At 58.2% G+C, this 20,358-nt stretch carries 22 protein-coding genes; 14 read left to right on the forward strand and 8 right to left on the reverse strand.

Annotation, left to right across the window (positions count from 1 at the left end; genetic code table 11):
* Nucleotides 1-100: 100 nt before the first annotated feature.
* The 4 genes from CEC48_RS26455 to CEC48_RS26470 all read right to left on the reverse strand — a co-directional run bounded on the left by CEC48_RS26455 (nucleotide 101) and on the right by CEC48_RS26470 (nucleotide 3,635).
* Nucleotides 101-1,651 (reverse strand): ABC transporter substrate-binding protein, encoded by a 1,551-nt coding sequence (locus CEC48_RS26455; protein WP_088426409.1) that lies wholly within the window; start codon nucleotides 1,649-1,651, stop codon nucleotides 101-103.
* Nucleotides 1,652-1,768: 117 nt separating this feature from the next.
* The gene (gene ddpX, locus CEC48_RS26460; protein WP_088426410.1) at nucleotides 1,769-2,311 is read right to left on the reverse strand and encodes a D-alanyl-D-alanine dipeptidase; all 543 of its coding nucleotides are present in this window, start codon (nucleotides 2,309-2,311) and stop codon (nucleotides 1,769-1,771) included.
* Nucleotides 2,312-2,332: 21 nt separating this feature from the next.
* Nucleotides 2,333-3,187: a MurR/RpiR family transcriptional regulator gene (locus tag CEC48_RS26465; RefSeq protein WP_088426437.1), complete on the reverse strand. Its 855-nt coding sequence runs from the start codon at nucleotides 3,185-3,187 to the stop codon at nucleotides 2,333-2,335.
* 136 nt (nucleotides 3,188-3,323) lie between these two features.
* Nucleotides 3,324-3,635: a hypothetical protein gene (locus CEC48_RS26470; protein WP_088426411.1), complete on the reverse strand. Its 312-nt coding sequence runs from the start codon at nucleotides 3,633-3,635 to the stop codon at nucleotides 3,324-3,326.
* Nucleotides 3,636-3,797: 162 nt separating this feature from the next.
* Between CEC48_RS26470 and CEC48_RS26475 the strand changes: the two genes are divergently transcribed.
* The 3 genes from CEC48_RS26475 to CEC48_RS26485 are packed head-to-tail and all read left to right on the forward strand — an operon-like array spanning nucleotide 3,798 to nucleotide 5,979.
* Entirely contained in the window at nucleotides 3,798-4,472 is a 675-nt protein-coding gene (locus tag CEC48_RS26475) for a secretin and TonB N-terminal domain-containing protein (RefSeq protein ID WP_088426412.1), read from the forward strand.
* Nucleotides 4,469-5,014 carry an RNA polymerase sigma factor gene (locus CEC48_RS26480; protein ID WP_076016371.1) on the forward strand — a complete coding sequence of 182 codons (546 nt, stop codon included), beginning with the start codon at nucleotides 4,469-4,471 and terminating at the stop codon, nucleotides 5,012-5,014. Before CEC48_RS26475 ends, CEC48_RS26480 begins: the two co-directional genes overlap by 4 nt.
* A gap of 38 nt (nucleotides 5,015-5,052) precedes the next feature.
* The gene (locus tag CEC48_RS26485; RefSeq protein ID WP_088426413.1) at nucleotides 5,053-5,979 is read left to right on the forward strand and encodes a FecR domain-containing protein; all 927 of its coding nucleotides are present in this window, start codon (nucleotides 5,053-5,055) and stop codon (nucleotides 5,977-5,979) included.
* Between the two features lie 76 nt (nucleotides 5,980-6,055).
* Here CEC48_RS26485 and CEC48_RS26490 read toward each other — a convergent pair whose 3' ends face one another.
* Complete coding sequence (locus tag CEC48_RS26490; RefSeq protein WP_088426414.1) at nucleotides 6,056-7,144, reverse strand: LLM class flavin-dependent oxidoreductase; 1,089 nt, start codon at nucleotides 7,142-7,144, stop codon at nucleotides 6,056-6,058.
* Between the two features lie 275 nt (nucleotides 7,145-7,419).
* Between CEC48_RS26490 and CEC48_RS26495 the strand changes: the two genes are divergently transcribed.
* From CEC48_RS26495 to CEC48_RS26510, 4 genes are read left to right on the forward strand one after another with little or no spacing between them, the layout of a single operon-like run.
* Nucleotides 7,420-8,283, forward strand: a complete 864-nt coding sequence (locus CEC48_RS26495) for an ABC transporter permease (RefSeq protein ID WP_088426415.1) — start codon at nucleotides 7,420-7,422, stop codon at nucleotides 8,281-8,283.
* A 1-nt stretch (nucleotide 8,284) separates the two neighbouring features.
* Nucleotides 8,285-9,052 (forward strand): ABC transporter ATP-binding protein, encoded by a 768-nt coding sequence (locus CEC48_RS26500; RefSeq protein ID WP_088426416.1) that lies wholly within the window; start codon nucleotides 8,285-8,287, stop codon nucleotides 9,050-9,052.
* Nucleotides 9,045-10,034, forward strand: coding sequence for an ABC transporter substrate-binding protein (locus CEC48_RS26505; protein ID WP_088426417.1), 990 nt, complete (start codon nucleotides 9,045-9,047; stop codon nucleotides 10,032-10,034). The genes CEC48_RS26500 and CEC48_RS26505 overlap by 8 nt, the downstream gene beginning before the upstream one ends.
* 32 nt (nucleotides 10,035-10,066) lie before the next feature.
* On the forward strand, nucleotides 10,067-10,726 hold the full coding sequence (locus CEC48_RS26510; protein ID WP_256579779.1) for a hypothetical protein: 660 nt from the start codon (nucleotides 10,067-10,069) through the stop codon (nucleotides 10,724-10,726).
* On the opposite strand, the gene CEC48_RS26515 is transcribed toward CEC48_RS26510, so the two are convergent.
* The 3 genes from CEC48_RS26515 to rfaH form a co-directional block, all read right to left on the reverse strand.
* Nucleotides 10,678-11,025, reverse strand: coding sequence for a hypothetical protein (locus CEC48_RS26515; RefSeq protein ID WP_088426419.1), 348 nt, complete (start codon nucleotides 11,023-11,025; stop codon nucleotides 10,678-10,680). The genes CEC48_RS26510 and CEC48_RS26515 overlap by 49 nt on opposite strands.
* Nucleotides 11,022-11,330, reverse strand: coding sequence for a phosphomannomutase (locus tag CEC48_RS26520; RefSeq protein WP_256579780.1), 309 nt, complete (start codon nucleotides 11,328-11,330; stop codon nucleotides 11,022-11,024). The genes CEC48_RS26515 and CEC48_RS26520 overlap by 4 nt, the downstream gene beginning before the upstream one ends.
* A gap of 121 nt (nucleotides 11,331-11,451) precedes the next feature.
* Nucleotides 11,452-11,961 (reverse strand): transcription/translation regulatory transformer protein RfaH, encoded by a 510-nt coding sequence (gene rfaH, locus CEC48_RS26525; RefSeq protein ID WP_088426420.1) that lies wholly within the window; start codon nucleotides 11,959-11,961, stop codon nucleotides 11,452-11,454.
* A gap of 233 nt (nucleotides 11,962-12,194) precedes the next feature.
* Between rfaH and CEC48_RS26530 the strand changes: the two genes are divergently transcribed.
* The 7 genes from CEC48_RS26530 (at nucleotide 12,195) to CEC48_RS26560 (ending at nucleotide 20,320) form a co-directional block, all read left to right on the forward strand.
* Complete coding sequence (locus tag CEC48_RS26530; RefSeq protein ID WP_176438788.1) at nucleotides 12,195-12,635, forward strand: low molecular weight protein-tyrosine-phosphatase; 441 nt, start codon at nucleotides 12,195-12,197, stop codon at nucleotides 12,633-12,635.
* Between the two features lie 44 nt (nucleotides 12,636-12,679).
* Nucleotides 12,680-14,908 (forward strand): polysaccharide biosynthesis tyrosine autokinase, encoded by a 2,229-nt coding sequence (locus tag CEC48_RS26535; protein WP_088426422.1) that lies wholly within the window; start codon nucleotides 12,680-12,682, stop codon nucleotides 14,906-14,908.
* A gap of 128 nt (nucleotides 14,909-15,036) precedes the next feature.
* Nucleotides 15,037-16,308 (forward strand): DUF6369 family protein, encoded by a 1,272-nt coding sequence (locus tag CEC48_RS26540; protein WP_088426423.1) that lies wholly within the window; start codon nucleotides 15,037-15,039, stop codon nucleotides 16,306-16,308.
* Complete coding sequence (locus CEC48_RS26545; protein ID WP_088426424.1) at nucleotides 16,305-17,765, forward strand: oligosaccharide flippase family protein; 1,461 nt, start codon at nucleotides 16,305-16,307, stop codon at nucleotides 17,763-17,765. The genes CEC48_RS26540 and CEC48_RS26545 overlap by 4 nt, the downstream gene beginning before the upstream one ends.
* The gene (locus tag CEC48_RS26550) at nucleotides 17,762-18,913 is read left to right on the forward strand and encodes a polysaccharide pyruvyl transferase family protein (protein WP_088426425.1); all 1,152 of its coding nucleotides are present in this window, start codon (nucleotides 17,762-17,764) and stop codon (nucleotides 18,911-18,913) included. Before CEC48_RS26545 ends, CEC48_RS26550 begins: the two co-directional genes overlap by 4 nt.
* A gap of 18 nt (nucleotides 18,914-18,931) precedes the next feature.
* On the forward strand, nucleotides 18,932-19,777 hold the full coding sequence (locus CEC48_RS26555) for a polysaccharide lyase (RefSeq protein ID WP_256579781.1): 846 nt from the start codon (nucleotides 18,932-18,934) through the stop codon (nucleotides 19,775-19,777).
* A complete protein-coding gene (locus CEC48_RS26560) occupies nucleotides 19,778-20,320 on the forward strand; it encodes a DapH/DapD/GlmU-related protein (protein ID WP_088426426.1) in 543 nt (180 codons plus the stop codon).
* The last annotated feature ends 38 nt before the right edge of the window (nucleotides 20,321-20,358 follow it).

The following is a 20,358-nucleotide window of genomic DNA, read 5'->3' on the forward strand; positions in this document are numbered from 1 at the left end:
CAACATATTCAGGAAGGCCATGAGGCACATCGGGTGGAGAGCAAGCTCCCTCGCCACATAGAAAGGGCCAGGCGCAACAACCGTTGCGCCTCAGCAGTTTCTATTTGCTGATCTCAGCCACGTTGAACACCTGCTCCAGCATCGGATGGAACACATAACCCTTCACCGAATCACGCATCGGCAGGGTGTAGTTCTTCTGATACAGGTAGGCGTACACGCTGTCCTTGAGCACGATCTTCTGCGCTTCCTGGTACAGCTCGGTGCGCTTGGCCGTGTCGTTGTTGGCCGCCGCATCGCGAATCAGCTTGTCCACCACCGGGTTGCTGTAGAACGAGCGATTGCCCGGCAGGCCTTGCAGGGAGGAGTCGAACCAGAAGTTCATGTACATGTAGGGATCGGAGAAGTCCGGTGCCCACGAGCCGATCGATACGTCGAAGTCACCCTTGCCCAGGCGCTCGCGCATGGTGGCGTTGGCCAGTTTTTCCATCTTCAGGTTGATCCCCAGCGGCGCCAGGCTGGCTTGCAGGGTCAGGCCAATGGATTCCCAGTCCGGGTCCTTGTCGGAGTACATGTAGTTCAGGTTGGTGATTTTTTGCGGGAGTTTCTTCAGGTTGGCGCCGGCGCTGTCCAGGTCCTGTTTCATCATTGGCAGGCTCGGGTCGTTGGCCCACATACCGGCGGGAATCGGCCCGTTCATCAACTTGGCCTGGCCCTTGAGGATGCCGTCGACAATGCCTTTGTAGTCCACTGCATCAACGATCGCCTGGCGGGCGTTCTGGTTGTTCAGCGGGGCTTTCTGGTTGTTCAGGTACAGGTAGGTCACCCGCAGCGACGGGAACTCTTTGATCACCACGTCTTTCTTTTTGGCCAGGTTGGTGAGCTGGTCCTGGGGCATGTCTTCGGCGATGTCCAGGTCACCGCGTTCCAGTTGCAGGCGGCGTACCGAGGCTTCGCTGATGATCTTGATCACCACCTTGTTCAGCGCGGGCTTGGCGCCTGCGTAGTAGGTGTTGGGTTCCAGGGTCAGGCTCTGGCCCTTCTGCCAGTTGGTCAGGCGAAACGCGCCGGACCCTGCGGTGTGGGTGGAGAGGTAGGCGTTGACGTCGCCCTGTTTCACCACGTCCGGGTTGATGATGCCGGCGCCGTTGTGGGCGAGGGTGTAGAGGAACGGTGCGTAGGGCTTGGTCAGGGTGAAGCGCACGGTCAGCGGGTCGACCACGGTGACTTTCATGTCATCCGGGAACGCGCCGGACGGGCCTTGCTTGAGCTGCATCACACGGTCGAAGGAGAACTTCACCGCGTTGGCGTCTACCTCGGCACCGTCATCGAACTTGTTGCCGGGCTTGAGCTTGAAGTCCCACACCAGGCCGTCGGCCGAGGTGCTCCAGCTGTCGGCCAGGTCGCCCTTGACGTCGGTGCTGCCCTTGCCGTTTTCGACTTTGTAGGCCACCAGTTTCTGGTACGCCGGGTACGTCACCGCCCAATCGTTATTGTCGATGGTCACGGCCGGGTCGAGGGTTTGCGGGTCGGCGGCCTTGCCGATCATCAGGGTGTCTTTGGGGGCGGCGGCACTTGCCGATTGGCACGCGCCAAGGCTCAGGGCGGCGCAGAGCAGGGAGAGTGCGAGGGTCTTGCGGTTGCTTGGGGTCATGCCGGTTTCCTTGATTATTTAGAGGAAAAAGCGGGTGGGTTTATTTTTATGAAATCTATAACCGGGCAGTTGAAGCTAAAGGGTGCTGCTAATTATTGTGATGGTACGGTCCTGGGGTCAGTGCGACTCCTCAATTAATGGGAAAAGTTCGGCATCCGGCAATTCGTAATGCCACCACTCGGTGGCAATCGCCTTGAAGCCGGCGCCGAGCATGATCCCCAACAGCAGCAGGCGGTTGCGCTGCACCTGCGGGGGCAGGTCAGGGTAGAACTGATGGGACTTGGGCTCCATGGCATCAAACGCCGTGCCCATGTCCAGGGGCATGCCGTGTTCATCAATCAGCGTCAGGTCAACGGCCACGCCACGGGTGTGGTGCGAGCCCAGGCGCGGGTCGCGCACGTAGTCCGGGTTGGGCAGGGCTTGCCACAGCAGTTGCTGGGCGTAGGCAGGGCGATAGGCGTCGTAGATCAGCAACGTCATGCCGGCCTGGCGTGCCAGAAGGCTCGCCTTGCGCAGGCAGGCCGCCGCTTCGGTGTGCAGCAGGCAGCGGGCATTGCGATAGATCACGGTGCCTGCCAGGTTGTCGGCACTGGCGTAGATCAGGTCGACCTGTACCGGGTAGTCCGGTGGGGCGATTTCTACCAATGGGCTGGTATTCACTCAAACATTTCCTTTCAAGGGTCAGGATTCGAACTGGCCGAAGGCCTGTTGCAGCGCGCGATTTTTCGCCAGGCGTGCATCCAGGCGCTCGCCGTAGCGCTCGGCGACGGCAGACACCATCAGGTTAAACAGGCACGTCAGTGGCGCCATGGAATCCCAGAACTGGCCGACATCGGTTTTCAGTTGCAGCAGGTCCAGGTCGTAGTCCCGGGCCCAGGGGCATTGCAAATCGGTGATCAGCGCCAAGGGTAGACCATGGGCATTGGCGGTCTCGCAGAACGTCGGGGTAATGCTGGAGTAGGCGCGAAAATCGGCGGTGATGGCGTAGGGTTTTTCAAAGCCGGAGTTCAGGGTCTCGGCGTAAATCCCCGACAGGCCATCGACGTAATACACCTTGGGCCGAATGTATTCCAGGTGACTGTGGAACGCATTGAGGATGCCCCGGGTGGACTGGATACCGAGGATGAACACGGCGTCGGCATCGACGATGTGCTGCACGATGTCGGCAAAGCCCGGGCTGCGGGCCAGGCCGTAGACGTGCTGGATGGCTTCGATCTCGCGGTTGAGCGAGCGGTCGAGGGCGTCTTCCTGGTCGTTCTCCTGGCGAAAGGCGCCGAGGCGGTCGGTGATCAGCCAGGACGCTTGCGGGTCGCCACGCAGGTCTTGTTTGACGTCATCGAGATTGCGATAGCCCAGGGTGCGCAAAAAGCGTCCCACCGAAATCCCGGTGGTGCCAGCCTGTTGCGCAATGCTGTCGGCGGTCTCGAACGGTAACTGCTGCAGGTTGCCCAGCAGGTAGGTGGCGATGCGTTTGCCGGTGGGGGTCAGCGTCGGGAACTGCTGTTCCAGCGTGCGCTGGAAGCTGTTTTTATCCATGACGTTTTCGCGGATGCCGGTCATTGATGTTACTCAGATTTCATGATTTTGATGTCTGTTAGAAACATAACATCGGCTGTCGCGATAACACAATGGCTTTTTTTCGAGTGGGCACGCTGGGGGGGACAAGCGGCGATCAAGGCCGCTGGGGTTTCACCGAAGTACCAAAGGTATTGCCCATGCGCACGCTGGTCGCCGCCGGTGTGGAGAGCCCGATCTGGTTCGGCTTGCGTTTATCGACAGGCACTTGTTGCGCCTCCTGGTTCTTCTGCGTCGCCTTGGCGGCATCCGGGTTGTTGCCCATCTGCTGGCTCAGGCAGCCATAGTCCGGCGCCTTGTAGCCATCTACATTGACCTCGGCGCAGCCACTGGGCGTGCCTTCGGCGTGGGCCATCAGTGGCAGGGTTGCACACAGTAACAGGCTGGCGAGGGTCGTTAACAGGTTCATCGGTGCCTCCTGGCGCGCCCTGGGAAATGGGCCGGTATGGCGCAAAAGTGTAGTGCAGCGGGCTGCCCGTCACCGTGATGTTTTTTTTGCTGGCACCGTAACATCAGGTTCATAAACTGGCCTCAGGATGACGGTTTTGTAGGCTATGTCGGACGTGTTGCGATGCTGAGCAGGAGCGCTTGGAAGCACGCGGGCTGCTGCCTGGCTCTGCTGCTGGGCCTGGCGCAGATCGTGCGGGCCGAGGTGATTCTTGACCTGCCCGCGCAGAATCTGGACAACGCCCTGCAAGCGTTCAGCCGTGCCACCGGAATGGCGGTGCTGGTGGACCGCGAATTGACCCGGGGCCGGCGTTCCATCGGCGTGCATGGCCGCTACAGCGCGCAGCAAGCCCTGGGCCTGCTGCTGACAGGGAGTGGCTTGATGGCGCGTTATGCCCGCAGCGATGCGTTCACCCTGCAAGTCCCTGAGGTCAGCCAGCCGGCAACGACCCGAGGGCCGAAGGCAGGCAATGCGGCACGGATCAACAACAGCTACGCCACGGCCTTGCAGCAGGCGATCGAGCGCAGTTTGTGCCGTTCGCCACTGACCCGCCCCGGCAGTTTTCGGGCGCTGGTGCAGGTGTGGGTCAACGGTGACGGGGCGATCGAACACAGCCGCCTGGTCAGTTCCACCGGTGACCTGCAGCGTGATGAGGCGCTGGTACGCGGCCTGGCTGCAACCCGTGTCGAACGTTCGGCACCCAGTTCACTGCGTTTGCCGGTGACCTTACTTTTGATGCCCGACTCAACAGGAACGCGCATGGAATGCACAGCAGGGGAAGGAGTTTCCGGGGCATGAAAGACACCGGCCACAGTACGATGGTCAGCCTGTTCCTGGCGTCCTACGAGGACTTCAAGGTGCGCCTGCGCAAACGCCTCGGGTCAGAGGACCTGGCCAACGACGTGCTGCACGAAACCTACCTGCGGGTCGACCGCATGGAAGTGCCGCCGAACCTGGCGCAACCCAACGCCTACCTGTACCGCATGGCCCTGAACATCGCCGCCGACCGGCGCCAGGCGGATGCCCGGTTGCTGACCGGCAGCGAAGTCGAAGAGCTGCTGCAAACGGTCGATGAAGCCCAGGACCCATCGCGGGTGGTGGGTGGCCAGCGCGAAATCCAGTCCCTGCTCAAGGCCCTCTACGAACTGCCGGCGCGGCGGCGCCAGATCCTCATCGCCGCGCGCCTGGAAGAGGCGCCGCACCTGGAAATCTCCAAGCGTTTCGGGATTTCCACGCGCATGGTTGAAAAAGAAATCAAGGCCGGGCTGGGGCACTGCGCGCAGCGTCTTGAAAGAAAAGTGATCCAGCGGTTCGGTCCCGGGGCCGGAAAACCGTCTTAGTGATTGAGTCCCTGATAAATCCGTGAGTATTTGCGCGCTTGAACATTTTTAGCCTCTCCACTGCCCGGGATACGCCAGACAGCCCCTTGCACCATGAAGCGCGTGACTGGCTGGTGCTGCTGACCTCCGGCCGGGCCACCGTTGCCGATGCCAAGGCCTTGCGCCTGTGGTGCGCCCAGAGCCCGGAACATGCCCGGGCGTTCGAACAGGCCAAGGTGTTGTGGCAGCAATTGGTGCCGGCGGCGGAGCAGTTTTCCCGCCCACGGCATTTTGGGCGGCGGGCGTTTTTGGGCGGAGCGATTGCGGCGTCGGCGGCGGTGTTTATGGTGCGGTTGACCGTGCCGGGTGGGTTTGCCGGGTTGACGGCGGATTACCGCACTGAGGTCGGCGAGCAGTGGCGGGTTGAGCTGAGTGATGGTGTGCGGTTGGAGCTTAATACCCAGACGCGGATCAGTCGGCGTGATGGCGGGATTGAGTTGTTGGAGGGAGAGGTTGAGGTGCTGGCCAATGCTGCGATGCCGCTTCGGGTTCAGGCGGGCGTTGGATGGTTGAGTGCGGCGCAGGCGCGGTTCAATGTGCGTAATACGGACCACAGTGTGTGTGTGACGTGTATCGACGGGGCGCTGTCGGTGGCGGTTGGTGGGCGTACGGTTCGGCTTGAAGGTGGGCGGCAGGTGACGTATGACGCTAGCGGTGTGGGTGAGCCGGTGGCGGTGGATGTGCAGGCGGTGGTGGCCTGGCGGGAGCAGGTGTTGGTGTTTGATAACGCGACCCTGGCGACGGTGGTGGATGAGATTAATCGCTATCGGCCGGGGATGTTGTTGCTGATGAATGCGCAGTTGGGCAAGCGGCGGGTGCAGGCGCGGTTTAGTTTGCATCAGTTGGCGGGAGTGGCGTTGTTGATTCGGGATGCTTATGGGGCCAAGTGTACGGAGTTGCCAGGGGGGGTGGTTTTGTTGAGTTAGCTGTTTGTCCGTGTACATAGCCGTTACCTGAATAACGGATATGTACCCCGCACCCCACCGGTGATTTACCCTGCAGTCAGGCCACTTTCTCGGCAGCCTGGCGTTCCCGCTCGGCCACCAACTGCCGGGTCAGCGGTATCAGCCGCTTGCCATAGTCGATCGCATCATTAAGCGGATCAAACCCGCGAATCAAAAAGGTCGTGATGCCCAAGTCGTAGTAATCCAGCAACGCTTCAGCCACCTGATCAGCGGTGCCGACCAACGAGGTAGAGTTACCTTGGGCGCCCAACAATCCAGCGATCCCAGTCCATAACCGCTTATCCAAACGCGAACCCTGAGCCGCCGCCGCCAACAGCCGACGCGAACCTTCATTCGGCGGTTCACGGCTAACAAAACCATTTTTCTCAGCCAGCACCGTCGCCTGCTCCAGAATGCCGTCAGCACGCGCCCATGCCAGCGCTTCGGTCTCGGCCAGAATCGGCCGCAACGACAAACTGAAGCGAATCGTGCGCCCATGCTTTGCCGCTTCAGCGCGCACCTGCGTAACCACTTCTTTCACCTGCTCGTAGGTTTCACCCCACAGCGCATACACATCCGCATGCTTGCCCGCCACCGCAATGGCCGCCGCTGAAGACCCGCCAAAATACAGCGGAATATGCGGCTGCTGTGGCGACTTCACCGTCGAAAACGCGCCCTCGTACTGATAGTAAGTGCCGTGATGGTCGAAGGGTTTTTCACTGGTCCATTCCTGGCGCACCACGCTCAAGTATTCGTCGGTGCGCGCGTAGCGTTCGTCCTTGTCGATATGGCTGCCGTCAGCCCGCAGCTCACGGTCATCGCCACCGGTGATGATGTGCACGGCGGTGCGCCCGCCGTTGAACACATCCAGCGTGGCGAACTGTCGGGCGGCCAGGGTCGGTTGGGCAAACCCCGGCCGGTGGGCAATCAGGAATTGCAGTTTTTTTGTCACGCCGGCGGCATGGGAGGCGATCAGCGTGCTGTCGGGGCTGTTGGAGTGGAAGGCCACCAGGGCGCGGTCGAAGCCGGCCTCTTCGTGGGCGCGGGCCACGGTTTCCACGTAGTCGGGTTGCAAGGTCGGGCCGCTGCGGGGGTGGATCTCCGACGCGTGGTGGCCGCCGATATAACCGATAAATTCGATGCTCATGGTCAGTCCTTGTTGAGGGCAGGAATGAAGCCGCCACCGGGCAGTGGGGCGGTCCGTGGTATCGAAAATAGGGGCAGGGCCGGGGCCTGTAAAATGCCGATTGGTTCTATCCTAATTATAAAAATACAGAATCATATTTTTATATTGTTATCAGTAATGCGCATTTTAATCGCATTAGGTTATTCCCAAATAGAATTTCACTGAGGTTTTTTATGCGAATAGCATGAAACCGCAGCGGCGCTCCTGGCCGTGTTCTTGATGAGGAAGGAAGCCCGATGACTGAAAAGTCCCTTAACGCCAGTTCGTTTTCCGTCGACAAGGCCGAGGGTCAAGCCGGTGTTGCATCCCGGTTGATTCCCCGCTGGCTGCGTAACTGGCGCACTCCCGAGGTGTTGCTGCGGCTGGTCAGCCCGATTGTGTTGTTGCTGCTGTGGGAGCTGGCCTCGGAGCTGGGCTTTATCCCGGCACGGATCATCGCCGCGCCGTCGCAGATCGGCGGCACCTTGTGGGCGATGATCGTCTCTGGCGAGCTGGGCAAGCACCTGCTGGTGTCGCTGCAACGGGCGCTGCTGGGTTTGAGCATCGGCGTGAGTATCGGTGTGGTGGCAGCGTTGATTACCGGCTTGTCCAAGCGTGGCGAGGTGATCCTCGACTCACCGATGCAGATGCTGCGCACCATTCCTTCCCTGGCGCTGGTGCCGTTGTTCATCCTCTGGTTCGGCATCGGCGAATTCACCAAGATCGCGCTGATCGTCACCGGCACCACCTTTCCGGTGTACCTCAACCTGTTCGCCGGCATTCGCAACATCGACCCCAAATTGATCGAAGCCGCCAACACCCTGGGCCTCAACCGTCGCGAACTGATCTGGCATGTGATTCTGCCGGGCTCGCTGCCTTCGTTTTTTGTCGGCCTGCGTTATTCGCTGGGCATCTCCTGGCTGGCCCTGGTGTTCGTCGAGCAAATCAACACCACCGCCGGTATCGGCTACCTGGCCAGTGATGCGCGGGACTTCATGCGTACCGACGTGATCGTGATCTGCCTGCTGATCTACAGCGTGCTGGGCCTGCTGATCGATGGCTTGATCCGCACCCTGGAACGTTTTGCCCTGGCCTGGCGCCCATCGTTTGTGAGGAACTGACATGTCGACTCTCGAAGCTTCAACAGCACCGGTGCAGTTGCGTAATGTGGTGCGCCAGTTCGGCCAGCAGCGGGTCATCGACGGCCTGGACCTGGACATCGCCCCCGGGGAGTTTGTCGCACTGCTGGGTGCCAGCGGTTCCGGCAAGACCACCTTGCTGCGCAGCCTCGCGGGCCTGGACAGTATCGACAGCGGCCAACTGCGCGTGCCCAAGGCCCGGGCCGCCGTGTTCCAGGAGCCGCGCCTGATGCCCTGGAAGCGCGCCTGGAAAAACGTGATCCTCGGCCTGCGTGTTCCCGACGCCAAGGCCCGCGCGGTTCAGGCCTTGACGGAAGTCGGGCTGGCCCATCGGCTGGAGGCTTATCCGGCGACCCTCTCCGGCGGCGAGGCCCAGCGCGTGGCATTGGCCCGTGGCCTGGTGCGCGAGCCCAAGCTGCTGTTGCTGGACGAACCCTTCGCTGCGCTGGATGCGCTGACCCGTATCAAGATGCATCGCCTGATCATCGAACTCTGGCGCAAACACACACCGGCCGTGTTGCTGGTGACCCATGACGTCGACGAAGCGATCCTGCTGGCCGACCGCGTGATCGTGCTGGCAGACGGCAAGATTGCCGAACAACTGACCATCGACCTGCCGCGTGCACGGGACACGGGGCAAGACGGTTTCCAGGCGATTCGCGCACGCTTGCTGAGCCTGCTGGGGGTTGAAGTGGACGCGCCGGCGGCACAGCCTGCGAGCGCTAGCGTACGGCGGTTTGCCCATGGTTGAGCTGCGCACGGTATGGCTGCTGGCTGCAGCGTTATTAGTGGGCGGCTGCGATAAAGCCGCTGAAGCCCCCAAGTCCACCTCGGATTTGTCCGGCGTGACCTTGATCCTGGGGGATCAGGCCAAGGGCTTGCGCACGGTGGTGGAGGCCGCCCATGCCCTGGACGGCATCGACTACAAGGTCCAGTGGGCCAACTTCCAGGGCGCCGCGCCACTGTTCGAAGCCTTGCGCGCCGGCGCCGTGGACCTCGGCCCCGCCGGTGATACGCCAGTGCTGGCAGCAGCCACCGGAGGCACGCCGCTGCGCATCGTTGCCGTGCGTCGTAGCCAGTCGCGCGGCATTGCGATCCTGGTGCCGCCCGGCTCACCGATCCACAGCGTGGCGGACCTTAAAGGCCGCAATGTGGTGGTCTCATCCGCCCGTGGCAGCATTTCCCAGTACCTGCTGATCCGCGCCCTGGCGAATGCCGGGGTGGATGAAAAAGACGTCAACGTCGGCTTCGTCCTGCCTACCGATGCGTTGCCCGCGTTCAACGCCGGCAAGATCGAAGCGTGGGCGACCTTTGGGGTGTATCAGGCGTTTGCCGAACAGAAGGGCGCGCGCGTGCTGATCAGCGGGGAGGGTATTAACACCGGCCTGACCTTTATCACCGCCTCTGATGAGGTGCTCACCGACCCGCTCAAGCGCAGGGCATTGAGTGACGTATTGCAGCGGTTCGCCAAGGCCTTTGAGTGGGCGCAACAGAACCCCGAGGAGTACGCGCGGGTGTTTGCCAAGGTCAACGATATCCCGCTCCAGGTTTCACAGTTGCTGCGCACGTGGGGCGATGAGTCGCTGTTGCCGGTAGAGGAGCGGGATGTACAGGCGTTGCAGCAGGTGGATGACCTGTTTGTGCAAAGGAAGATTTTCCCGCATCGGGTGGAGGTGCAAAAGTTGACGGACACTGAGGTGTTTTCACCGCAATCGTTGGCTGCCGCGCCCTGAAGTCGTTGTGTTTTGCCCGGGTCTGAGGTCTCATGGGTCCGGGAAAACTGGCGGGTAAGGAACAGCACTTGATACGGGAAGAACTGGCGCAATATGGCGGTATCACCGTCATGATTCCGGCCGCAGTGGTGATCGCAGTCTGGCTCTGGTATTCCCGGCCCCAGGCGGTCAAGTGGTGGCTGATGACGATCGCTTGCACCTATTCCATCGTGGCGTTCAGCAAGCTCTTGTTCAAGGGGTGGGGCGTGTCGCTCCAACACTTTGATATTGCCGTGCTCAGCGGTCACGCGATGAATACCTCATTGATGGTGCCTGTGGCGGTAAGCCTGGTGGCGCGCCGGATCAACCCCGATTGGCGCTGGCCGGCGGCTGTCTGCGGGCTGTTGCTCACTGCCTGGTTCAGTGCTTATTGCGTCGCTCCCTATATTCACCCGCTCAACGAGGCACTGGCCGGTGGCTTCTTGGGTGGGATGGCGGCGATAGCGTTTTTATGGCGGCTTGAAGTGGTTGAGGTGCGGGTTTCCCCATCCTTGATCGGTGGGGGAATGGTGATCCTGTTCTTAAGTGCGTTGGTGCCCAAGTACAACGCCGAGAAACTGCTCAACCACGTGGCGGTTGCCGTTTCAGGGGCTGACCAGGCCCATCAGGAGCCTTCCTGGCGGGCCTCTTCCATGCAGTTGAATGCTGAATAAGTGGCCAGGTCCAGGGCCAGGTTGCTCTCCACCAGCAGCTCCAGCAGTACCGTCTGGCAATTGAAGCGCCGGGCATCGCCGCGGCGCTGAGAGCGCTTCATCTGCTTGAACAGCGTATCGGTAATGTCCTGTGGCGAGTTGCCTCGCAGATGGTCCAGCCAGTGGGACATGACCTGGGTGTTGCGCGCATATTGCTGCGCAGGGAGCTGTTGGTTGGGCGCCAGGCCCACAAAACCTTCAAACGCGGTGGTCAGCCTTTTCAAGGCATAGGCCCGTTTCAAATCCTCATAAATACTCATGGCCGCTCCTCGGTGCAGGAAATATTGGCGAGTAGCTCGGCCGTCTTTATTTGCATGAAATGGCTGTCGCCTCGGCTTTCCACACACAGGCAAACGGACAGGGGATTGCTGACCTGCAACTTGAAGCGCCAGTCGGCAAATACCATTGAAAGCCCGGTACAAGATTCGTCGCTGTCCAGCGAATTGCTGGCGTACAACACCTGCATGCGTTCTACGACGGTGGTTGAACTATTAACCTTGACGTGAATGTCTCCCGAAGAGGGAAACAGGCCGATACGCTCTACCAATAGCTTTGAACTTTTCATGGCCGTCCCTCGCTGTTTATTCACGTATTACTTTATTCTGAAGAGGCGAAAAAGTAAGGGGATGTTATTTTTAGTCTGCTAATTAAGTTGGACGTTATTTTTTGTCTGTTTAAGGCCGGTGTCAGCAAGTTGTCTGAACTCGGCTGATCTCGGCCAATGGCAAGTTGATGCGCTGTTCCCGTTGCAGGAAGTTCATCAGCAACACCACACGCTCCTCACCGTCCATCGCCAGGAAGACTGCCTCAAGTTCGGCAAACGGCCCTTCATTGATGCGCACGCTTTCGCCTGGCGTCAGCAGGGTTGCCACAACGCCCTGGTGGTCTCGTTCCTGGAGTTCGTCCACCAGCGCGTCGCTGATGGGCAGCGGATGCGCGCCGAAGGCCACGACCCGCGACACGCCGCGGGTCGAGCGCAGGGAGCTCCAGCTGTCCTGCAGGCTCATTTGAATAAACAGATAACCGGGAAACAACGATTCGCGGATGGTCCTTCGCTGGCCCTTCAACAGCCGTTCGCGTTTATAGGTAGAACGAAAACAGGTATAGCCCTGGCGCTGAAGATGCTCCTCGGCGCGCTCGTCCTGCCGGGACTTGCACTGGACCAGGTACCAGGCTCTGTTGGCATTTGCGCTCATGGGGCGTCCTCTGTCTATATAAAACGATACTCAGCGGTTAGGTAATTTAAAGCCGATGGGCGCTACGAAGTTATGAATGTTATAAAAGGTCTGATTAAGTGGGTGTGCTGTTATTTTTCGTCCGGAGATAATTTTGGGTGAGGTTGAAGTTTCATGGTAATAAATACTGCCGTGAAGTTGTGAAGCTGAGGGTGTTGCTTCATGGGGAAATGGATGACCCGGGGAATAGTGCATTGTTTAAAAGAGTGTTGATTGTCTGTATTGGCAATATTTGCCGTAGCCCAACCGCGGAAAGCCTTTTGCGTGGTGCGCTCGCGTGCTCCGATATCAAGATCAGTTCTGCGGGTATTGCCGCGTTGGTCGGCAAACCGATTGACACCACCGCGCGTGCGGTACTCGAAGCCCATGGTCATCCGGCTGACAAGCACCAGGCCGTTCAACTGGCGCCACAGGCGATCGGCGATGCCGATCTGATCCTTGTGATGGAGCGGCAGCACATCAGCGCCGTACTCAGCATGGCTCCCGAGGCACGAGGCAAGGTCTTGCTGCTGGGGAAATGGCAAAACGAGCGAGAGATCAGCGACCCCTACCGTCAAGGGAAAGCTGCTTTTGTGCACGCGTATGCGTTGATCGAAGAAGCCGTAAACGCATGGGCGCAGCGTCTCGCACGCTGATCGCCACTACTTTTTGAATCGAAATAAGGCTAAGAATCCGACTTATGCAGCAAGCGCCAGCAGTCACCGCACGGGAAGACGATAACGAGGAGATTGATCTCCTCGGTCTATTTGGAACACTGATCGACCATAAATGGTTGATCGCCGCGGTTACCGGCGCCTTTATGGTGACCGGCGCCGCGTATGCGGTGCTGGCCACCCCGGTCTATCAGGCGAATGCCTTGCTGCAGGTCGAAGCCAAAAAGAACGACTTGCTGGGCTTCTCGGATATCGGCGGCATGCTGGGCAAGGAGTCGCCGTCGGCCACCGAGATCGAGCTGATCCAGTCCCGCTATGTGATTGGCAAAACCGTCGATAACTTGAAACTCGATATCGTCGTGCAGCCGATGTACTTCCCGGTGGTCGGTGAGTTCCTGGCGCGCCGCTTCCAGAAGACCAATCCCGGTGCAATCGCCGAGCCCTTGTTGGGCCTGGACAGCTTCGCCTGGGGCGGGGAGTCGCTGAAGATATTCAAACTGGATCTGCCCGACGCGCAACTGGGCAAGAAGTTGACCCTGACGGTGGGTGAAAACAGTCAGTTCACGTTGGTGGATGAAGATGACCAAGTATTGGCCGCTGGCCAAACTGGGCAACTGTTCGAGCAAAATGGCGTCGCGTTTCAGATTGAAGAGCTGCGCGCCAGACCCGGCACGCGTTTCCAGGTTATCCGCAACGCACGCCTGACCAGCATTCTCGACTACCAGGAGAACCTGGATGTGGTCGAGCGGGGCAAAGAGTCCGGCATGATCGGGCTGGCGCTGGAAAGCACCGACCCGGACCAGGCGATCAAGATACTCAACCAAATCGCGGCCATCTACGTACGGCAAAACGTGGAGCGCACCTCGGCTGAGGCGGCGCAAAGCCTGGCATTCCTCAAAGAGCAACTGCCGGAGGTCAAGAAGGATCTGGAAAAAGCCGGCAAGGCCTTGAACGAGTACCAGACCCGCAGCAAGTCGGTGGACATTACCCTGGAAACCAAGGCCATTCTCGACCAGATCGTGGGGCTCGATACCAGCATCTCCGAGCTGAAGCTGCAGCAGGCCGAGATGGACCGCAAGTTCACCCGTCAGCATCCCGCCTATCGCGCGTTGTTGACCCAGATCGGTGAGTTGACCAGCAAGCAGCAAAGCCTGGCGAGCCGGGTAGAGAGCCTTCCCTCCACCCAGCAGGAACTGCTGAGCCTGACTCGGGATGTAGAGGTCGGTACGGCCATTTATACCCAATTGCTCAACAAGTCCCAGGAGCTGGATGTGATGCGGGCGGGAACCGTGGGTAACGTGCGCCTGATCGACACCGCAGACGTCAATTACATCAAGCCGATCAAGCCGAAAAAGATCCTGATTGTGCTGATCGCGACCCTGCTGGGTGGCTTCCTGGCGGTGGCGCTGGTGCTGCTGCGCAAGGCACTGAACCGCGGCCTGGAAAGCCCGGAAGCGATCGAGCAACTGGGGTTGCCGGTGTATGCGTCGATTCCGTACAGCACGCTGCAAAAGGTGGAAGAAGACAAAATCACCCGTGGGCGTGGGCGTACCGATGCAGGCTCTTCATTGCTGGCCATCAGTCACCCCACTGACCTTGCGGTGGAGGCGTTGCGCAGTTTGCGTACCAGCCTGCACTTCGCGATGCTTGAGTCGCCGAATAATCGAATCATGATCTCGGGCCCCAGCCCCGAGGTGGGTAAAACCTTCGTCTCGGTCAACCTGGCGGCGGTGATCGCGCAAACCGGGCAGCGAGTGTTGCTGATTGACGTGGATATGCGACGGGGCTACCTGCACAAGGTGCTGGGTGTTTCGGCCAAGAACGGGCTGTCCGACATCCTCTCCAACCAATGCACGCTTGAAACCGCCATTCACAAAACCGGCATTGAAAACCTCGACCTCATCAGCCGTGGGCAGATACCGCCCAACCCTTCCGAGTTGCTGATGCACCGCAACCTGACCGAGCTGTTGTCGCAAGTCAGCGAACGGTATGACCTGGTCATCCTTGATACGCCACCGCTGTTGGCCGTGACCGACGCGGCGATTGTGGGACGGCAATCGGGCACCAACCTGATCGTCACGCGTTACGGCTTGAACCCGGCAAAAGAGATAGAACACACCATTCGCCGATTTGCCCAGAACGGCATCGTGCTGAGGGGCGCCATCTTCAACGGTGTAGAAAAGAAAGCCTCCGCCAAATATGGCTACGGCAATTACGGGTATTACCAGTACGAGTACCAGGCTGATCGAAGCTGATTGTGATCGTTACGCTCCATCGTCCTACGCAGTATCAGCAGGATAGACGTCACGTTTTCAGGAAATGAACGAAAAATCCTGGGGCGGTAGCGTGTCAAATTTAAAATCAGCATAAAGAATACCCAGCCATGTTTTACCTGTTATCCCTTATCGCGCTGTCAGCGGGTTTGCTTGCCGTCAAAAGCCCAAAGTACTCCATTGTGCTGTTTGGGGTGATGCTGTCTGTTATTCCTACCGGCAACTCCTACAGCGAAATAATCTCGCTCAAGGGCATCTACTTTTTTGACTTCTACATTGTGGGCGGGCTGGGTGCGTTGCTGATCAGGCAAGTGCTTACGCAGAAGAGCCAACTGACGGCGCCGGGCGGGCTTCTTTTTGGCTGCGGGCTGTATGTGGTGTTACTCGCCTGCGGCCTGCTGGAGTCCTCGAACAAGTACCTGCTGAAGGATGTTCGGCCGTTCATCATGATCCTGTCGTTTATCGTGCTGACGAATATCGCGACCCTCGCCGCGAAAACCCTGAAGCTGCAAACGGTACTGATGCTGTTGATCGCGATGACCGCATTCAACGTGCTGGACATCGCCTGGTTGCGGTTGGGGCTGTACAAGTTTCAGGACGTCTACTATGAAGAAAACGCCTATCGGTACCTTGACGGCGGCACCTACGCAGCCGTTGCCTATCTGATCTATTACTTCATAGACCCACGCCTGTTTGAGCACAGGAAAAAGCTCGCAAGAATCTGTCTGGCGACCTCACTCATCTGTTTGTTTATCGCCAACTCACGTTTCATCTTTGTTGCGGTATTTGCGGCAATCATCATTCACCAGTACACAAAACCGGCCCGAATGATTGGTGTCGCCTTGGCCGGGGCCGTGGTGTTAATGGCGTTTATTGGCATCAGCAACATGATCGGTGCTGATCGGATCAATGACGGTTTATCGTCTGAAGGCATGGCCGCTCAACTCGCTTCTCGCTTCAGCCCGGCACTGGAATTGATCAGGGGCATGAACCCCATGCATTACTTTGTGGGGTTGGGGGCGGGCACCCCATTCGAGATTCCCTGGTTTGAATACCGTGGCCTGGATGACAAGAACTCGAATATCGACAGTGCCTACTTAACCTACTTCGTTAAGTACGGGCTTATCGGGTTGTACTTGTTGTACGTCTTCATTACGTCGATTACCCAGCACATGAACAGCCGGGTGGCCGTCTCAATCGCCATCTTTTTGGGCGTGATGTTCATTGTCTCTGCCACGCCGTATCAGCCGTACGCCATCGGTATCGCTTATGGCGCAATCGTCCTGCGCGTGTGTTCTGAACACACGGCCAGGCAGCGTAAAAACCTGCTGAGCCCGCGCCAGCCGCTGATAGCCACGCCCCTACAGGTGAATGCCGGATGAACAGCACACTGTTGAAAAAATTCGTGTCCAGTACGGCCTGGAGTTTCATCTCCGCCGTTGCTACGAAAGTGTCGGTGGTGATTACCGGCATATTGGTTGCTCGTGTTTTGGGCGCGCAATCGTTTGGCGAGTACGGTCTGATCCAAAGTGCGATTGTGATGCTGGCCAACGTCGCCGCCCAGGCCACCACCACGGCGACGGCCAAGCACATTGGGCAGTTCAAGGACATCAGCCCCGAGAAGACCGGCAGGGGCATCGCGCTGACGCTGATTTTTTCGGTGTGTTTCAGTGCAATGATCATCGGGACAGCGCTGTTTTTTCCGCATTTCTTCTCCAGCATTATCCTGGGGACAGACAGCTTGAACGCGGCGTCGCTGATCGTGTTGTGCACCATCACCCTGATTATTTTGTCGGGGTGGACCCAAGGCTGCCTGACCGGCTGGGGGCAATACCGCTCGATTGCGACGATCAACGGAATCATCGCCCTTGTTGCGATCCCGGCCACGTACTTCCTGACCATCAAGTTCAGGCTCAACGGTGCGCTGCTGGGGTTGGCCGGCTCTCAATTGATGATCGTCTTCTTCAGCGCGCTGGCGTGCTGGAAAATACTGAAGGCGCGGAACACCACGCTGAGCTTCAAGGGCGCGATCACCGAAAAGCACGCAGTGCTTTCGGTTGGCCTGCCGGTGTTGTTGACGGGGTTGATGGTCGCTCCGATGAACTGGTTCGCGAATAAGTTATTGGCGCAAACAACTAATGGGCTTGCCGCGCTGGGCATGTACGCCGCCGCCATGCAATGGAACGCGATCTTTTCTCATGTTTCCGTGGTACTGGGCTCGGTACTGGTGCCGATGCTGGCAGCCGCGCTGGGCGGCAAGAATCGCAAGCTGGACGCTTTGAACTTTCTGTCGGGCTGGTTAGTGGTGTTGGTGATTATCCAGCCGGTGATCATGTTTCCCGAGTTATTGGCCAAGCTCTACGGGAGCAGTTTCCTGGGCCGTGATTTTGAAGTGACGTTGGTGCTGGTGATTCTTGGCTCTCTGCTCAGTGCATTCAAGTCCGGCATTTCAAGAAAAATGATCGTGATGAACCTGGCCTGGTTCAGCGTCATGAGCAACGTGCTGTGGGGCATGTTATTCATCGCCGGGGCGTTCTGGCTCAGGGAAGAGGGCGCCGTCGGGATTGCCAAGGCATTCATTGGTTCCCAGTTCATCCACTTCCTGCTCGGCCTGCCGTATTTCGTCTACAAGAAAATACTCCCTTTGGAGTTGCTGGTTTCTCCCAGGATATTGATCTTGTGGACATTGCCTTTTGTCAGTTTTATCTCAAGTGCCTACGTTGAAAGTATGGTCTATCGATTGATGATACTGGCGTTGATATTTATCTACATTCTCGCAACAACGTTTGCCTTGAATGCCGTGTTTAACGACCCCGTGGAAAATGGAAGCCCAGCATGAATTTCAGCAAAGTATATATCCGGGGTGCATACGGTCCTGGCAATTTGGGTGATGACGTCTTAATGCTATGCGTCATCAATATTCTGAAAAAACGCTTTAAAGAATCGGATATTGCCGTGGGTGTCGATCACCCCGCGATCGCCAAAAACTTCAACCCGCGCATCAAGTGGCTGCATATCAAGGAGCCGGTCAAGGCTGACCTGGTTGTGTTGGGCGGTGGTGGTCAGTTCTTCTCGTTTATCCCGCCGGCCAAAGAGGTCACTGCCTCCACGGGCAGATTGTCGAAGCTCTATAAGAGCATCAAGGCGCAAACGGATCTGAAATCCACACTGTTGCGCCTGTATGTCGGGATGCGTGGCGGTATCGACAAGATCTACTTCCACCAGCGTCTGGCTGCGTTCTGTATCGGCCTGGGCCCGTTTGATGGCGGCGGCAAGCTGCTGACCCGTGCCGTCAGCGTGATCAATCGCTGTGACTATATTTCCGTGCGCGACGGTACCAGCCAGAAGCACTGCACTACGTTCGGCAAGTCGGATGTGGAGGTGTACACCGACCCCAGCCTGCTTTCCGATCTGTGGATCTCCAGCAAGGATCTGGAAGTCGGTCGCCTCAAGAAAGACGAGTACCTCTCCTTTATCCTGCGCGACTGGCCCCACGACGCGAATGGACAACAGTTCATCAAGGCGATGGTTCAGGCCGCTGATGAATTGGCCAAGCGTGGAGAGCAGGTGCGCCTGGTCTCGCTTTACAAGGAGCGTGACCAGCACCTGATCGACAAGTACGACACGTTTGAATGGTTGTGCTGGGACGCGGCGGGCGATACCCCTGAAACGTTCATGGCGAAACTGATCGTCGAGTCCGACGTGATCATCAGCGCACGGGCGCACGGCGTGCTCCTGCCGGCCTCTTTGGGTTTTCCAACCATCGCCATTGAGATCGAAAACAAGCTGAAAAAAGTCCATGAAATGCTGCCTCGTGGCACCCGGTTGGTCAGCACCCCGGACCCTGAGGTGATCATGACCACCATCAGCGAATTCAGGCAATCCAAAGCGCAAATGGCCGAGCACCTCAAGCAAGAGATCTCGCAGCGGTCATCCATCGCACAACAAGCGGTCGATGACTTTTTGAAATGGGTCGATGAAAAATAGAGTGGAGGGGCAACCGACGTGAAAAAGACAGCCTCGACGCTGCTCACTCTGGCGTTCTCTGTGCAGGTGGCCGCGACCAGCGCATCAGAGATAAATGACCGCTGCGAGCAACGCATCAAAAACATCTATCCGTCACTGCCTGATGTTTCCCAGATGCTCAAAGGCCCGCAGGCGCAGAACAGCATTAAAGGCAGCGCCAATCTGACGAACAAGGCCTATAGCCAGAAGATCAAGGACATCGCCGTGCACTTTCCGGCCGGCTCGTACGACCCGGGGTCGATGGTGCGCTTGGGTTTGCCCTATGGCGGCATTGAATTCAAGTCGCCGCTCCCGCAACCGGGCCGGGAATGCCTGGTGCTGACCTATGAGTTGAAGTTCGACAAGAATTTCAATTTTGTAAAAGGCGGAAAACTGCCGGGCCTTTACGGGGGTACGGGCAATACGGGCGGGAGAATACCCAACGGCCATGATGGCTTTTCCACGCGCTACATCTGGAAAGAAAAAGGCCTCGGCGCAATCTATGCCTATTTGCCCACCAGCAAAACCTGGGGGACAGCAATTGGTTTGGGTTCCTGGGTCTTTACGGTTGGGCAGTGGCATACGTTGGAACAACTTGTGAAGTTGAATACGCCGGGTGTGGCCGACGGTGTGATTTCCATTTGGTACGACAAAAAGCTGGTGCATTCCGAAACCGGGTTGACGTTTAGAGACACCCAGGACATCACCATCGACGGCTTGCTGTTTTCTACGTTCTTCGGTGGGAATAACCCCTCGTTTGCCACACCGGTCAGTACCAATATCCGGTTCAGGAATTTTGTGATGAGCTCGCAACGCGTTACTGATAAATCAGGGCAGGGTGATTAGATGAAGAACCTGAAACTGAATATCAAGAAGACTGCCGTTGCCCTGTTTAACACGCTGCTCAGCCTGGCGTTGTTTTTCAACGTGAGACGTTCACTGTTGCGGGTAACAGGATGCCGTGTTGGCGCTAACACCACGGTTCACAGGAAGGTGGTGTTTTTCTCATTCGGCAATTTCTCAATAGGGAAAAACTGCACGGTGAATTACGACTGCTACCTGGATAACAGGGCGGGCATCCACATCGGCGACAACGTCAATATTTCTCACAACACCAGGATTTATACGCTGGGCCACGATATCGATGACCCCATGAGTTGTCTGGTTGGCAAGCCCGTGCTGATTGAAGACAACGCATGGATCTTTCCCAATGTGATGGTGATGCCAGGCGTCACGATAAGCAAAGGTGCAGTTGTTTATCCAGGCAGCGTGGTCACGCGCAACGTTGAAGCGTATTCGATCGTGGGCGGTAATCCGGCTAAACATATTCGCTTCAGAAATAAAAATATTCTGTACCGCGCCGACTTTCCTGTTTGGTTTGCCTTGTAAAGCACCTCACGTGCCCACTCTTATTTATGCAGGATTCT

Source organism: Pseudomonas sp. K2I15 (genome assembly GCF_002204795.1).
Taxonomy (GTDB): Bacteria; Pseudomonadota; Gammaproteobacteria; order Pseudomonadales; family Pseudomonadaceae; genus Aquipseudomonas.